This window comes from Spirillospora sp. NPDC049024, from assembly GCF_040649235.1.
Taxonomy (GTDB): domain Bacteria; phylum Actinomycetota; class Actinomycetes; order Streptosporangiales; family Streptosporangiaceae; genus Spirillospora.
On the sequence record NZ_JBEZFD010000019.1, the window covers coordinates 151,293 to 165,500 of the forward strand.

The 14,208-nt window shown below is 74.2% G+C and carries 12 protein-coding genes; 4 read left to right on the forward strand and 8 right to left on the reverse strand.

All coding sequences use genetic code 11. The features are described from left to right. Positions 1 to 93: 93 nt before the first annotated feature. Together AB0C21_RS30770 and AB0C21_RS30775 are read right to left on the reverse strand one after the other, a co-directional pair. Positions 94 to 981: an amidohydrolase family protein gene (locus AB0C21_RS30770; RefSeq protein ID WP_500208911.1), complete on the reverse strand. Its 888-nt coding sequence runs from the start codon at positions 979 to 981 to the stop codon at positions 94 to 96. Between the two features lie 20 nt (positions 982 to 1,001). Beyond that, entirely contained in the window at positions 1,002 to 2,000 is a 999-nt protein-coding gene (locus AB0C21_RS30775; RefSeq protein ID WP_500208913.1) for an alpha/beta hydrolase, read from the reverse strand. Positions 2,001 to 2,185: 185 nt separating this feature from the next. On the opposite strand from AB0C21_RS30775, the gene AB0C21_RS30780 reads away from it, so the two are divergent. Further along, positions 2,186 to 3,172, forward strand: a complete 987-nt coding sequence (locus AB0C21_RS30780; RefSeq protein WP_353820857.1) for a diacylglycerol/lipid kinase family protein — start codon at positions 2,186 to 2,188, stop codon at positions 3,170 to 3,172. A gap of 28 nt (positions 3,173 to 3,200) precedes the next feature. Here AB0C21_RS30780 and AB0C21_RS30785 read toward each other — a convergent pair whose 3' ends face one another. Together AB0C21_RS30785 and AB0C21_RS30790 are read right to left on the reverse strand one after the other, a co-directional pair. After that, a complete protein-coding gene (locus tag AB0C21_RS30785; protein WP_500208915.1) occupies positions 3,201 to 3,797 on the reverse strand; it encodes a PadR family transcriptional regulator in 597 nt (198 codons plus the stop codon). Positions 3,798 to 3,859: 62 nt separating this feature from the next. Continuing rightward, a complete protein-coding gene (locus AB0C21_RS30790; protein WP_500208917.1) occupies positions 3,860 to 4,714 on the reverse strand; it encodes an aldo/keto reductase in 855 nt (284 codons plus the stop codon). 94 nt (positions 4,715 to 4,808) lie between these two features. Between AB0C21_RS30790 and AB0C21_RS30795 the strand changes: the two genes are divergently transcribed. After that, positions 4,809 to 5,564, forward strand: coding sequence for a DNA-binding response regulator (locus tag AB0C21_RS30795; protein ID WP_500208919.1), 756 nt, complete (start codon positions 4,809 to 4,811; stop codon positions 5,562 to 5,564). Here AB0C21_RS30795 and AB0C21_RS30800 read toward each other — a convergent pair. The 4 genes from AB0C21_RS30800 to AB0C21_RS30815 are packed head-to-tail and all read right to left on the reverse strand — an operon-like array spanning position 5,536 to position 11,727. Further along, positions 5,536 to 5,928 carry a hypothetical protein gene (locus AB0C21_RS30800; protein ID WP_149263684.1) on the reverse strand — a complete coding sequence of 131 codons (393 nt, stop codon included), beginning with the start codon at positions 5,926 to 5,928 and terminating at the stop codon, positions 5,536 to 5,538. The genes AB0C21_RS30795 and AB0C21_RS30800 overlap by 29 nt on opposite strands. Continuing rightward, positions 5,928 to 8,258, reverse strand: coding sequence for a DUF4132 domain-containing protein (locus AB0C21_RS30805; protein WP_500208921.1), 2,331 nt, complete (start codon positions 8,256 to 8,258; stop codon positions 5,928 to 5,930). The genes AB0C21_RS30800 and AB0C21_RS30805 overlap by 1 nt, the downstream gene beginning before the upstream one ends. Next, entirely contained in the window at positions 8,258 to 9,484 is a 1,227-nt protein-coding gene (locus tag AB0C21_RS30810; protein WP_500208923.1) for a DUF4132 domain-containing protein, read from the reverse strand. The genes AB0C21_RS30805 and AB0C21_RS30810 overlap by 1 nt, the downstream gene beginning before the upstream one ends. Positions 9,485 to 9,525: 41 nt before the next feature. Beyond that, positions 9,526 to 11,727, reverse strand: coding sequence for a DUF4132 domain-containing protein (locus AB0C21_RS30815; RefSeq protein WP_500208925.1), 2,202 nt, complete (start codon positions 11,725 to 11,727; stop codon positions 9,526 to 9,528). A 114-nt stretch (positions 11,728 to 11,841) separates the two neighbouring features. Between AB0C21_RS30815 and AB0C21_RS30820 the strand changes: the two genes are divergently transcribed. After that, the gene (locus AB0C21_RS30820) at positions 11,842 to 13,299 is read left to right on the forward strand and encodes a flavin-containing monooxygenase (RefSeq protein ID WP_500208927.1); all 1,458 of its coding nucleotides are present in this window, start codon (positions 11,842 to 11,844) and stop codon (positions 13,297 to 13,299) included. Positions 13,300 to 13,323: 24 nt separating this feature from the next. Further along, positions 13,324 to 14,091: an SDR family NAD(P)-dependent oxidoreductase gene (locus AB0C21_RS30825; protein ID WP_500208929.1), complete on the forward strand. Its 768-nt coding sequence runs from the start codon at positions 13,324 to 13,326 to the stop codon at positions 14,089 to 14,091. Positions 14,092 to 14,208: the final 117 nt, after the last annotated feature.

Below are 14,208 nucleotides of genomic sequence, written 5' to 3' on the forward strand. Positions count from 1 at the left end.
TCGCGACCGGCGACCGGCCTGTCAAGGACGCGGCCGGGCGCCCCGCGGTGACCAGGCGTCCCGCGTGAAAACCCGTGAAACGGCGGCGCGCCCCTACGAGAGCCCGAACAGCTGGGCCGGGCCGCGCCAGCAGACCGACCGCAGCCAGTCGTCGCCGAGGTCGAGCGCGGCCAGCGACTCCAGCTGGTGCGCGTACTCGTAGGGGATGTTCGGGAAGTCGGTGCCGAGCAGGACGCGCCCCTCCAGGCCGAGGTCGCGCAGCCGGGGCAGCAGGGCGTCCGGGAACGGCGCCAGCGCGGCGAAGCGGGTGAAGATCATCGTCGTGTCGAGGTGGACGCGCTCGTAGGCGTCGGCGAGGGCGAAGAAGCCGTCGAACTCCGGCGCGCCCAGGTGGGCGACGATCGCGGTCAGGCCCGGGTGGCGGGCGAGGACCTCGCCGAACGGCCCGGGACCGGTGTAGCCGTTGGCGACCGGCCCGGAGCCGGCGTGCACGAGGGCGGGCACCCCGGCGTCCGCGAGCATCCCCCACACCGCGTCCAGCTCCTTGAGGCGCGGGTCGAAGCCGCCGACCTGGAGGTGGACCTTGAAGACGCGGGCGCCCGCGTCCAGCGCGCGGCGCACGTACTCCTCGACCCCGGGCTCGGGGTAGAACGTCGCGGTCTGGATGCATTCGGGAACGCGGGCGGCGAACTGGGCGGTCCACTCGTTCAGCGACTCGGCCATGCCGGGCTTGTGCGGGTAGGTGAGCGAGGTGAACGCGCGGACGCCGAGCCCGCGCAGGAAGCCCAGCCGCTCCTGCTCGGAGTCGCGGTAGCGGATGGGCCACTCGGTGCCGATCAGCGGACCGGCCTCGTCGAAGTACCCCCACACCGCGCTCATCAGGCGCGGCGGCATGAAGTGGACGTGGACGTCGATGATGCCGGGCAGCCCGAGCGAGCGCCAGAACGCGGGGACAGCTGAATCAGAACGGGGTTCGGCCACGACCCGACCCTAGCCGCCGCTCAGGTGATCTCCGCGAGCAGGGCGGGCAGCGTGGCCCTCAGTTCGCGGCGCCAGTAGGGCCAGGTGTGGGTACCACGGTAGAAGTGCGTGGACACCGGGACGCCGAGCTTCCTCAGCTTGCCCGCGAACTCCCGCGAGACGGTGTGGGCGAGGGCCTCCAGCACGTCGCGGGAGGCGGCCTCCCGGGACGCCGGGCCGTGGTCGAAGGGGCCGGGGGTACCGTCCCCGGCGCTCACGTGCACACGGACGCCCGCAAGCCGGCCCGCGAGGTCGTAGGGGTTGTGCTGCCGCCACACGACGCGCTGCGCCTCGGGGTCGCCCCACACGTCCGTCCAGTCGAGGGACGGAGCGCCGATCGCGACGCTCAGCTCGACGAGGTCGGCGACGTCGAGCCCGGACGGGTCGCGGTGCAGCGTGTGGACCGGCCCGCTGAACGACGCGGCCGCCCGGAAAAGGCCGCGGTGCCTGGCCGCATACGCCAGCGCCCCGAGCCCGCCCATCGCGTTGCCCGCGACGGCGCGCTCCGACCCGGCCCGGTATCCGCGCTCCAGGATCTGCCGGAGCTCGGCGAGATGGAAGGTCTCCCACTTCGGCACGCCGCCGCCTCCGCGGTTCCACCAGTCGGTGTAGTTGCCGCAGGGGCCGCCGTCCGGCATGACGACGATCACGTCGGCGTCCTCGGTCAGCTCCTCGATGTCGCTGTGCTCGCTCCACGCGGTGTGGCCGTCCCGGCCCGCGCCGGCTCCGTGCAGGAGCCAGAGCACCGGCCAGGTGCGGGAGGCGTCCCGTGACCAGCCCGGAGGCAGCAGGAGGCGGGCATGGGCGACGCTCTCCAGGACGGGCGAGCGGACCGCGAGGTCGAGGACGCGGCGGCGCGGGCGGCGCTCGCCGACCACGGCCGCGCCGTCGTCGGCGGGGGCGCCGGCCGGGGCCGTGCCGCCCGCCGCGATCGACGCGGTCAGCCCGGCGACCGCCGCGATGAGACCCGCACCCGCCAAGCCGCGCATCCACATGTCCACGCCCCGGTCTTCCAGAACTCGCCTTCTGTAAAGGTTCCCTCTGACGGGAATGTTTCAACGCTGTGTAATCGGTTTATAAAATGTCGGGCCGGGAGTTCCGGTCCACGTTCCTTGTAAGGTGACGCGGACGAAGGGGGCGACCGGCGGAGATGCGGAGCGTCCAGATGCGGAGCAAGGCGGAGCTGCAGGCGGCGATCGCGGACGGCGGACGCGCGGTGCTTGTGATCAACTCCCGCTCCCGGCGGGGCCGGCGGCTCTACGGCACGGCCCGCCGCCTGCTGCGCGAGGCGGGGCTGGAGTTCCCGCACGTGTTCCCGGTGACCGACCCCGCCCGGCTGCGGGAGCTGTTCGCCGACGTCCTCGCCCTGGAGCCCGACCTCGTGGTCGTCGGCGGCGGGGACGGCACGGTCGCCGAGGCGGTCGGGCACCTGGCGCACCGCGACATCGCGCTCGGCGTGCTGCCGCTCGGCACCACCAACAACTTCGCCCGCAGCCTGGAGCTGCCGCTCGACCTGCCGGGCGCGGTCGCGACCCTCGCCCTCGGCCGCCCGGACGCCGGCAAGGTCGCCGACGTCGACGTCGGCTGGTTCGAGTCGACGGGCGACCCGCAGGGCGAGGGGCCGGGCGCCGACCGCGAGCACATCTTCGCCAACATGGTGAGCCTCGGCCTGTCGGTCGAGGTCGCCGAGCACGTCCCGCACACGCTCAAGCGCTTCATCGGGCGCCCGGCGTACGCGCTGACGGCGGCGCGGCTGCTGCCCCGGCACGAGGCGTTCACCGCCCGCATCACGATCGACGGCGAGACGCACGAGGTCGCGACGCACCAGCTCAACATCGCCAACGGCGCGCACCACAGCGGGCAGCGGATCGCCCGCGACGCCAGCCCGGACGACCGGCTCCTCGCCGTCTACCGGCTCGGCGACGAGCGGCGGCTGCGGCTGGCGTCGGCCACGGCCCGGCACGTCCTCACCGGCCCGTGGCGGTCGCTCGAGGACGACGCCTTCCTCACCACGGCGCACGTCGAGGTCGAGACCGACCCGCCGATGCAGGTGGACGTGGACGGCGAGGTCCGCGGCCGCACCCCGGTGTCGATCAAGCTGCGCGGCAACGCCCTGCGGGTGATCGTCCCGCAGTCGTTCGTCGACACCTGACCGGCCGGGAGACCCGCGCGGCCGGCCGCTACCGCGCCGTCGCCCCGGGCACCTCGTCGGGCCGGCCCGGTTCGCGCTCGTCGGCCATGACGTAGGCGCCCGCCTCCAGGCGTTCGATCAGGCCGAGCGTCCAGGCCGTGGCGGAGTCGGCGGAGTGGACCCACCAGCCGAGCAGCTCGCGCAGGTGGTCGGAGGGGTTCAGCTCGTCCAGGTGCGGGGCGACGGAGGCGCGCCAGCCGGCCAGGCCGTCGAGGCGCTCGCGCAGCAGGGCCAGCGCCTCGGCGCGCGGCAGCTCGGTGAGGAACCCGAGGCCCGCGGTGAGCATCTCCGGGTGCCGGACGTCGACCGCGGCGAGGGCGCAGCGCAGCAGCCGGTGGAACTCCGCCCGGCCGGCCTCGGTGATCTCGTAGTCGGTGTGCGGCGGCCCGGCCTCGCTCTCCTCCACCTCGTGGGCGTGCAGCAGGCCCTCCTTGGCCAGCTGCCTGAGCGCGTGGTAGATCGAGCCCGGGTTGACGTGGGCCCACTCGTCCGAACCCCAGGAGAGCAGCTCGCGGCGGACCTCGTAGCCGTGCGCCCGCCCGAACCGCCGCACCCCGCCGAGCACCAGCAGCCGCGTCGTCGACATCCTCTCCCCCTGATCGCAAACCTGTTCAGGGTAGAGGGTCCCGCGCGCGCCGCGCGCGCGGGTCACCGCTTCAGGGCGTCGAGATCCTCGGGGGCGAGCGCCAGGTCCGCGGCGGCGACGTTCTCCTCCAGGTGGGCCGGGGAGCCGGTGCCGGGGATCGCGAGCATCACGGGCGAGAGCGCGAGCAGGCCCGCGAGGAGCACCTGCGGGACGGTGGCGCCGTGCCGGGCGGCGACCGCGTTCACGCGCGCGTCGTCCGGGATGCCGAACCCGCCGAGCGGGAAGTAGGGCGCGTAGGCGATCCGGTCGCGCTCGCAGGCGGCCAGCATCTCGGTGTCCTGCGGGAGCGTCACGTCGAACCGGTTCTGGACGGCCGCGACGGGCGCGATCCGCCGCGCCTCCTCCAGCTGGGCGGGGGTCACGTGGCTGAGCCCGAGGTGCCGGATCAGGCCCTCCTCGCGGAGCCCGGCCAGGACGGCGAAGCGCTCCCCGACCGGCTCGTCAGACGGGGCCTCCAGGCCGCCGGGCCGCAGGTAGACGAGGTCGAGCCGGTCGAGCCCGAGCTCGGTGAGGTTGCGCTCCACCTCGGCGCGCAGCCCGGACGCCGGGACCTGCCCGGTCGGCATCGGGTCGCCCGGCCCCCGGTACGGTCCCACCTTCGTGGCGATGACCAGGCCGGGCGGGTAGGGGGCGAGCGCGGCGCGGATCATCTCGTTGGCCGCCAGGCCGTCCTGGTGGTAGTAGAACGCGGCCGTGTCGATGTGGTCCACGCCCAGCTCGACGGCCCGCTGGAGGATCTTGATCCCGGTGTCCCGGTCGTTCGGCGGCCCGCCGAGGGTGCTCACGGGCAGCCGCATCGCGCCGAAGCCCATCCGGGAGATCCGCAGGTCGCCGCCGAGATCGAAGTGTCGTGTCATGCGGTCCACTGTGCTGCGCCCGCCCGCCCGGGGCGAACGGCTGGCAGCTTGCTGCCACGGCGGCGCGGGGCGGGCCGCGTGGCAGACTGGATCCGTGAGCGTCGACCTTGACCGGAACGTCGTGCTGCGCGGCGACGCGGAGCTGGTCGAGCGCGCCGGACCGCTGTTCCTCGCGTGCGAGGAGTTCGCCTGCGCGGCGACCGACCAGAACACGTGGGCGCTGCCCGGCCTGCGGGAGCGGATCGTCGCCGAGCGGCGCCGGATCCGGCCCGCGCCCGCCGTCCGCAAGCTGTACACCCCGGCGGCCCTCGCCGACGAGGAGTCCGAGCGGCGGCTCCTGGAGGTCGCCGCCGCGGGGGTCCTCGTGCGGATCTGCCCGACGCCGCTCCCGCACGAGACGATCATCGTGGACCGCAGGGTCGCCATCCTCGCCGGACCGCCCGAGGGCGGCGTCCGCGAGTACACCGTCGTCCGGTCACCGGGCGTGGTGAAGGGCGTCGTCTCGCTGTACCAGGCGACCTGGGAGACGTCGGCGGAGCTGGCCGACCACCGGCGCGGCCGGCCGCCCGCGCTGGGCGAGGAGAGCCTGCGCATCCTGCGGCTGCTCGCCGGCGGGCTGAAGGACGAGGCGGCGGCGCGGCGGCTCGGCATGTCGCTGCGCACCTACCGGCGCCGCGTCGCGGAGATCCTCGTCCTCCTGGACGCCGACTCCCGCTTCCAGGCGGGCCTGCGCGCCCACGAGTTCGGACTCATGCGGCGGTCAGGTCGGGGGCGTGGGGGCACTCCCCACAATGACTCGCCTGAGGCTCTCGGTCAGGGCGTCAGCCGCCGACGAGCGGGACGAGCCTGATGAAGACCAGGTCGGGGTCGCCGGTGAGGTCGATCTCCTCGTCGAGGTCCTCGACCTGCCGGTCGCCGGCGAGCACGAAGAAGCCGTTGCCGAGGAAGGCCCGCTCGGCGATGTCGGCCTGCCGCTCCCAGTCGAGGCGGCGGGGCTCGCGGAGCCGGTAGCCGTTCAGCTCCGCCTCGGCGCCGTCCGGGCGGACCAGGCCGTTGAACCGGTCGGACGGGCGGGCGTTGTGCCGGGCGACCTCCTCGCGGACCCGGAGCCTGATCAGCTCCCGTACGGTCATCCGGTCGGGCAGCCCGGCCACCTGGAACCCGGCGACGGGCGCGCCCGCCGCCGTCTCGTCGCGGAAGGTCACGGCGGGCATCAGGCACCTCTCTTGATCTGCGCCAGGATGGACTCGTCCTCGATCGCGCCGTCGGCGGCGAGGAGGAACGCCTTGCTGAGGATGAGGGAGAGCCGCTCGTCCTCGAACGGGAGGAAGACCTTGGCGCCGGTCCTGCGGCGCTCGGGGACGATGCAGAGGTACGTGTCGTCCGGTTCCATCGCGATGTTGGCCGAGCCGAGGTGGATCCTGTAGGTGCGCAGGTCGCCGCGGACGATTAGGTGGCGGCCGTCGATCGTGCAGCGGTCGGCGATCTTCGTGCGCGGCAGGACGCGCTCCAGGGCGTCCCTGCGGGTCCGGGTCGACTCGGCCAGGTCGGCGTGCCACTCGCGCACCCAGTACTCGTGCGCCTCGCCGTCCTCCCACATGGGGTCGGCGGCGATGGAGGTGACGCCGACGAACAGGTCCACGTCCCGCATCGCCTCGCTGAACACCGGCGGGGGGACGTCGGCGAGCGCCGCCTCCCGCCAGCCGCCGCCGTCGGCGCGGCGGTCGAACATGACGCGGTTCGTGCCGGCGATCTCGTGCTCGCCCTGCCAGTCGGCCAGGACGTGGGAGAACCTGACCCGCCACTCCCCCGCCGCGAGCGTCCGGGCCGCCTCGTCGGAGCCTCCGCCGTCCCAGGGGCCGAGCAGCGCGCTCGTCCAGCCGCGGGCCCGGAAGAGCGCGAACATCCGCCGGTAGTGGACGAGGTGGGCGGCGAACCGGTTGGAGTAGGTGACAGTGTCCTTTTCTGCCGGGGTGAGCAGGTAGATCTCGCGGAACGCCTGCTTGAACGGCTGCCGGATCCGCCGGTCGACGAGCAGGTCGCGCCATGCGCGCACCTCGTCCGGCCGCGACCTGATCGGGTGCCACAGCCGGACGGGCGCGTCGTCGGCGGCGCCGGGCAGTTCACCCGTCTCGGGAAGGACGGTGCGCCGGTCGCCGGGGGCGACCTCGATCTCCCAGAGGAGCGCGCGCACCGTGGGCCCGGCGATCGGATGGAGCAGGAGCGTGTCGCGCCACTGGCCGAACGGATGGACGGCGTCGACGGTGAACCCGGCCTCCAGCGCCCGCGCGAGCGTGACGAGCTGGGCGTTGACGCGCGCGACGAGGTCGCGGAGCTCCTTGAGCTCGTCCTTGTGGTCGCGGCGGGCGGCGGCGGGGACGCCTTTCAGGGCCTTGCCGTCCTTCTCGAAGGAGAGCTCGGCCTTGCCGGCGACGGTGACGACGGCGGTGTGGCCGCCGAGCTCCCGGCGCAGGACGCCGCCGGGCCCGAACCCGTGGTCGGGGAGGCGCAGCGCGACCTCGGTCCGCTCGGCGAGCGCGGCCTCGACCTTCTTGAGCATCTTGTCGAGCTGCTTGGGCACCCCCGCGTGCCGGACGTTCCGGCGGACGTTCCGGACGGCGGTGACCAGCTCGGGCGTCGGGAACTCCTGCGCGGCCCGGACGATCTCGTAGAGCAGCGCCTGCGACGGCAGCGTCTTCGCCTGCGTCGGCGCCACGGAGACGTCGGGCAGGAGGCGGTCGAACAGGGCGGGCAGCCACGGCTCGTCGCGCAGCAGCGCGATGCGCGCGGCGAGCCCGACGGCGGCGACCTCGTCCCCGGTGAACGCGCTGTCAGCGCGGAACGGGATCTCCCCTTCCTGGACGGCGCGGGCGCGGGCGGCGGCGGCCTCCAGGGCCCGGCGGGCGAACTCGGCGCAGGCGGGGACGGCGGCGACCCGCTCCCACACCTCCGGCGGGACAGGCGGAGCGTTGAACGACCGGTTCTCGGCCACCTGGGCCAGCAGGACCCGTTCCACCGGGGCGAGGCGCAGGACGGCGTCCAGTTCATCGTGCACGATCGGCCCTTTCCAGACCTGGTGGAGGCGCCCGGCGACCGCGCGCAGGACGTCGTCGCCCGCGAGGCCGCCGATCGCGAGCAGCGCGAAGGGCTGGTCGAGGCGCTTGCGGCTCAGGAGGTACTCGACCAGCGTCCGGGCCGGGCCCGAGACGTCGGGCCAGGGCCCCGTGCACCGGACCAGCGCGCCCGCACCGAGCTGGATGTCGGCCCACTTGCGCTGGGCCAGCCCGCCGACGAGCGCCTGGAACATCCGCTCGCACGCCTCCGGCGTGTAGCGCGGCTGCCGGCTCTTGGCCTCGTCCTCGATCCTGAGCCGGACGGACATCGACACGAACGGAGCCTCACGGCCCACCGCGTAGGCGGCGGGCACGAGGGCGCCGAGGTCCTGGTCGGACAGGACCGACAGGTCGGGATACCAGGTGCGGAACTCCTCGTCCTCCGGCGCCGGGTCGGTCATGGCGCGCAGCAGCCGCGCGGGCAGGTCCATCAGGCGCCCCTCTTGATCTGCCGGAGGACGGACTCGTCGGTGATCCGGTGGTCGGCGGCGAGCAGGAACGCGGTGCCGAGGATGCGCGTGAGCCGCTCGTCCTCGACCGGCAGGAACAGGCCCTTCTGCCGGGCCCGGCGGGCCGGCTCGACCAGCAGCCGGTCGTTGCCCGGCTCCATCAGCACGCCGCCGGAGCCGAGGTGGACGCGGTAGGTGCGCAGCCCGCCGCGGACCACGAGGAACCGCCCGTCCACCGAGCAGCGGTCGGCGATCTTCGTGCCGGGCAGGACGCGGCGCAGCACGTCCCCGCGGATCTCGGCGCTCGCGGACGGCTCACCGAACGGGTCCTCGTCCGCGGCCGGGGCGGCCCGCAGGAACAGGTCGGCCTCCCGCATGCCCTCGCTGAACACCAGCGGCGGGACCTCCCGCGGCGGCACGTCCCGCCAGCGGCCGGCGATCCGCCGCTCGAACGCCACCCGCGCCGGGCCTCCCCCGCGGCCGACCCGCCACGCGCCCCCGGCGAGGACGCGCCGCAGCCGCGCGTCGAGGCGGCCGCGGCGCAGGTCGGCCCCGGCGCCGGACGGGCCGGGGCGGTAGGTCTCGCGGAACGCCTGCCGGAACGACTGCGTCATCCGGTTGCCGGTGACGAAGGCCCGCCAGGCCCGGACGGCGCCCGGGAACGCCCGCGCCGGATGCCACAGCCGCACCCGCGCGCCGCGCGGCGGGACGGGCAGGGCGCGGCCGTCCACGGTGACCAGCACGTCCTCGCCCGGGGTGGCGGCGTGCCAGTGCCCGTCCGGCGTCTCGAACTCCCAGACCAGGCCGGACGCGACCGCGCCGGTGACCGGATGGTCGCGGTAGTGCCGGCACCACTGGCCGTACGGCCAGGTCCGCTCCAGCGCCATCAGCGCCTCGACCCGCGCCCGCTCGGCGGCCAGCGTCTCCCGGACCTGCTTCGCCAATGCCTTCGTCTCCTTGACCTGGGCGGCGAACGGCACCCTGAGCGCGCCCGGGACGGTCGGCAGCGGGCGGCCGTCCGCGCCGATGAAGGTGAGCCGCACGGTCAGCGGGTCGGTGATGGCGAGGACCGCCTGGTAGCCGCCGATGTCGCGGGCGAGCGAGCCGTCCCTGCCGAGGCCGTGCGCGGGCACGGCGGGCTCGTCGGGGCCGGACGGGCGGTCCAGGAGGGCGAGCGCGGCCGGCGGCGCGTGAAGGTCGTCGGACATGAGGTGATCTTTCCAGATGGAAGCTCCGGTTCCGGGGCGTTTCAGGTGATCACACCCCCGATCTGGCGGCGGATCGAGGCGTCGGTGATCTTGTGGTCGGCGGCCAGCAGGAACGCCTTGCTGAGGATGAGCGAGAGCCGCTCGTCCTCGAACGGCAGGTACAGCGTGCCGGGCGGCCGGCGGCCCTGGACGATGCAGAGGTAGGCGCCGTCCGGTTCCATCAGCACGTTGGCGGACCCGAGATGGATCCGGTAGGTGCGCAGCTCGCCGCGCACCACCAGGTGGCGGCCGTCGAGGGCGCAGCGGCCGGCGATCCGCGTGCGCGGCAGGATGCGCTCCAGCGCGGCGCGGCGGACCTCGGCGCTCGCGGTCAGCGCGCCGAAGGCCGCCGCGCGCCGGTAGGCGGCGTGGCGGTCCTCGCCGCGGTCGGCCCAGTCCGGGTCGGCGGCGATGGAGGTGACGCCGACGAACAGGTCCACGTCCCGCATCGCCTCGCTGAACACCGGCGGCGGGACGTCGGCGAGCGGCGCCTCCCGCCAGCGCCTGCCGTGCCTGCGCTCGAAGCGGACCTGGTCGGTCGCGGCGTGCTCGACCGTCCAGTCGCCGCCGTCGTCGACCGGCTCGTGGTAGAAGCACGCCCGCCATTCGCCGCCGCCGAACTCGCCGCGCGCTTCGCCGTTGTAGCCGCCGTCGTGCGGGCCGAGGAAATTGGCCTGCCAGCCCCTTTCCTTGAACAGGGCGTACAGCCGCCGGTAGTGGACGATGTGCGCCGCGTACCGGTTGGAGTAGGTCGCGGTCTCCTCTTCCGCGGGGGTGAGGAGGTAGATCTCGCGGAACGCCTGCTTGAACGGCTGCCGGATCTCCTCCTCGACGACGCGCTCCCGCCAGGCCCGCACCTCGGCCACGGCCGCCCGGATGGGATGCCAGAGCCGCACCTGCGCGGCACCGCCGCCGGTGGCGCCGGAACCGACCGGCAGGGACGCGCGCCAGACGCCGTCCTCGCCCTGGAACTCCCAGATGAGGCCGCGGACGACGGCGCCGGTGATCGGGTGGTCGCGGTAGTGCTCGCACCATTCGGCGTAGGGCCAGACGCGGTCCTCGGACATGAGGCCCTCGACGCGCGCCCGCTCGCTCGACAGCGTCGCCCGCACCTCCTTGGCGAGTGACTTGAGCCGCCTCAGCTCCTCGGGGAAGCCGTCCTTGACCGCGGCCGGGGCCGTCCGGGAGGCGAGGCCGTCCGCGCCTGTGAAGGTCATCCGGACAGTGGCCGCGCCTTCGACCGCGACCCGCGCCCGGTGGCCGCCGAGCGTCCGCTCCACCGCACCGTCCGGGCCCAGACCGTGAGCGGGGACGGTGCGCTCGACGAGCTGCGCCCGCGTGATGCCCTGCCGCTCGGCCGCCGCCTGGAGCGCCGTGTCGAGCTGCTTGCGCAGCGCGCGGTCCCTGATCGGCGCGCGGAGCCGCCACAGCGCCTCCAGCGCGCGCGGATCGTCGATCGCGCCCAGCGCGTTGATCGCGGCGCCCGCGACCTTGAGGTCCCTGACGACGTCGCCGGACACGCTCGCGCGCAGGGCGAGCGAGCGCAGGCGGGGCACGGCCTCCGCGCCGCCGGTGAGGGCCCCCGCCCAGACGATTCCGCGCGCGACGTCCCCATGGTGCGGTTCGACCAGGTGGTGGTACCTGCAGGACCGGTCGAGGCCAGGGGCGTCATCGTGGGGGCAGTACGGCTCGTCCTCGGCGAGGGCGCGGAGGCACTCGGCGACGTCCTCGCGCGCGGCCGCCTCGTCGATGAGGGCGACGCACGCGCGGTGCCACTTCAGCGTGGGGCGCGGCGCCGAAAGGCTCGCCAGGTGCCGGACGAACCGGGTCAGCTCGGCCGACGGCGCCGCCCGCGCACGCTCCCGGAGCGGGGCGGCCCACGTGCCGTGGACGGGGAGCGCCCCTTCGGGCAGGTACGCCTCGTCCACGATCGCCAGCAGCGCCTGGAGGCGGCGGTCGACCCGCTGCCGGTACCCGATCGGGACGTCGGCCCGCGCGAAGCGGCCCTCGACCCGCTTCAGCAGCGGCGCCAGCCCCCGCAGAGCCCCGGCGTCGAGGCGCTCGGCGGCGGGGAGGACTTCTTGGAGGAGCAGGGCGAACCGGTAGCCGTCCTCCCCGGACTCGCAGGCGCGCGCCAGCAGCGCCTGGACCGTTTCGAGGCCGTCGCGCGTGCGCGCTTCCGTGGCGGGGGTGGCGTCGGGCATGCCGGGATGCTGGCAGATCCGACCGACAAAACGCGCCGCGGCGACACCTGTTCAGTGACTTCGTGGTCACCTACGCTCGGGGGGTACCGAGACAGAATGAGGTTCGGGGCGGCCATGGCGCACAGCGTTGTGATCATCGGGAGCGGGTTCGGCGGGATCGGGATGGCGATCCGGCTGCGGCAGGCCGGCGTCCACGACGTGGTGGTCCTGGAGAAGGCCGGCGACCTCGGCGGGACCTGGCGCGACAACACCTACCCGGGCGCGGCCTGCGACGTCCCCTCCCACCTGTACTCCTTCTCGTTCGAGCGCAAGACGGACTGGTCGCGCCGATTCCCTCCGCAGGCGGAGATCCTGGAGTACCTGCGGCACTGCGCCCGCGAGTACGGCGTGCTGGAGAAGATCCGGTTCGGCGCCGAGGTGACCGAGGCGCGCTTCGACGAGGACGCGGCGCTCTGGCGGATCTCCACGACGACCGGTGACCTGGAGGCGCGGGTCCTGGTCTCGGCGTGCGGGCAGCTCAACCGGCCCGAGCTGCCGCCGATCGAGGGGCGCGAGTCGTTCGCCGGCCCGTCCTTCCACTCCTCCCGCTGGGACCACGGCACCGACCTGCGGGGCAAACGCGTGGCGGTGGTCGGGACCGGGGCGAGCGCGATCCAGATCGTCCCGGAGGTCGCCGCGCAGGCGGCGGAGCTGCTGCTGTTCCAGCGGTCCGCGCCGTACGTGATCGACAAGCCCGACCGGCCGTACCGGGCCTGGGAGCGCGCCGCGCTGCGGGCCGTGCCGGGGCTGTACTCGCTGAGCCGCGCCAGGATCTACTCGCTGTTCGAGGCCCGCGCGCTCGGCTTCATCCGGTACCCGCGGCTGATGGGGGTCATGGAGCGCGGCTTCCGCCGGTTCCTGGCCGAGCAGGTCGCCGACCCCGCGCTGCGCGCCGAACTCGTCCCCGGCTACCGCATGGGTTGCAAGCGGATCCTGCTGTCCGGCGACTACTATCCGGCGCTGACCAGGCCGAACGTCCATCTGATCACCGACCCGATCGAGCGCGTCACCCCGGCGGGGATCCGGGCGGCGGGCCGCGCGCACGAGGTGGACGTCATCGTGTACGCGACCGGGTTCCGCTCCACCGAGTTCCTGTCCCCCATGAAGATCGTCGGACGGGACGGCCGGGAGCTGAACGAGGCGTGGCGGGACGGCGCGCAGGCGCACCTCGGCATCACGGTCAGCGGGTTCCCGAACCTGTTCCTGCTGTACGGCCCCTACACCAACCTCGGGCACAACTCGATCATCTACATGCTGGAGTCGCAGTTCCGGTACGTCCTCGGCTGCGTGGAGGCGCTGCGCGGCGCGGGCCTCGACTGGATCGACGTGCGGCCGGACGTGCAGGACGCCTTCACCCGGGACATGCAGGAGCGGATGCGCTCGACCGTGTGGCAGGCGGGCTGCCAGAGCTGGTACATGACGGCCGGCGGCAAGATCGTCAACAACTGGCCGGGCTACACCTTCGCCTACCGCCGCGCGACCCGCCGCCCCGACCCGCGGCACTTCCGCGCGCGCCGCGCTACCGCCCGGTAGCCGACGCGGCCTAGGCTCGGTGCCATGCCGACCGCCTTCATCACCGGCGCGACCGCGGGGATCGGTGCCGCCTTCGCCCGCCGCCTCGCCTCCGACGGGTTCGACCTGGTCCTGCTGGCCCGCGACGCCGAGCGGCTGGAGCGGACCGCCGCCGACCTCCGCGCCACCTACGCCGTGCGCGCCGAGACACTGCCCGCCGACCTGTCCACCGAGGAGGGGCTCGCCGCGGCGGAGGAGCGCGTCCGCAAGGACGTCGACCTGCTGGTCAACAACGCCGGGTTCGGCAACAAGGGCGTGTTCCTGGACGTGCCGGTGTCGGACGAGCTGACCATGCTCCGCGTGCACTGCGAGGCCGTCCTGCGGCTCACGCACGCCGTCCTCCCCGGCATGCTGGAGCGCGGCCGGGGCGGCGTCGTCAACGTCTCGTCGGTCGCGGCGTTCGCGACGCGCGGCACGTACGGGGCCTCCAAGGCCTGGGTCGTGAACTTCAGCCAGGGCGTCGCCGCCGACATCCGGAACCGGTCGCGGGGCAAGGTCCGGGTGATGGCGCTCTGCCCCGGATACGTGCACACCGAGTTCCACGACCGCGCCCAGATGGACATGTCAGGCGTGCCGGAGTTCCTGTGGCTGGACAAGGACGACGTCGTCGCCACCGCCCTGCGCGACCTGCGCCGCGGCGTCCAGGTCAGCGTCCCGGGGGCGCAGTACAAGGCCGTCGTCGGCGCCACGCGGCTGCTGCCGCGCGGGCTCATCGCCCGCCTGTCGTCCACCACCGGCCGTAAATACGATTGATCATTTAGTCAAGGGTCACGGCCTTGTCACGGGCGGTGCGACAAGGCAAGGTGGCAGGGAAGTCGATTCGATGGCGCGCCGGACGACTCTTCCCGCCCCCGTCCGCCGAAGGGTCTT

What these genes read in the sequence shown, in the direction of transcription:
- AB0C21_RS30785 (WP_500208915.1), bottom strand. Translation starts at nt 3,797, where the DNA reads ATGTCGACGACGCGGCTGCTGGTGCTCGGCGGGGTGCGGCGGTTCGGG.
- AB0C21_RS30790 (WP_500208917.1), bottom strand. Translation starts at nt 4,714, where the DNA reads ATGACACGACACTTCGATCTCGGCGGCGACCTGCGGATCTCCCGGATG.
- AB0C21_RS30820 (WP_500208927.1), top strand. Translation starts at nt 11,842, where the DNA reads ATGGCGCACAGCGTTGTGATCATCGGGAGCGGGTTCGGCGGGATCGGG.
- AB0C21_RS30805 (WP_500208921.1), bottom strand. Translation starts at nt 8,258, where the DNA reads ATGGACCTGCCCGCGCGGCTGCTGCGCGCCATGACCGACCCGGCGCCG.
- AB0C21_RS30780 (WP_353820857.1), top strand. Translation starts at nt 2,186, where the DNA reads ATGCGGAGCAAGGCGGAGCTGCAGGCGGCGATCGCGGACGGCGGACGC.
- AB0C21_RS30825 (WP_500208929.1), top strand. Translation starts at nt 13,324, where the DNA reads ATGCCGACCGCCTTCATCACCGGCGCGACCGCGGGGATCGGTGCCGCC.
- AB0C21_RS30815 (WP_500208925.1), bottom strand. Translation starts at nt 11,727, where the DNA reads ATGCCCGACGCCACCCCCGCCACGGAAGCGCGCACGCGCGACGGCCTC.
- AB0C21_RS30810 (WP_500208923.1), bottom strand. Translation starts at nt 9,484, where the DNA reads ATGTCCGACGACCTTCACGCGCCGCCGGCCGCGCTCGCCCTCCTGGAC.
- AB0C21_RS30800 (WP_149263684.1), bottom strand. Translation starts at nt 5,928, where the DNA reads ATGCCCGCCGTGACCTTCCGCGACGAGACGGCGGCGGGCGCGCCCGTC.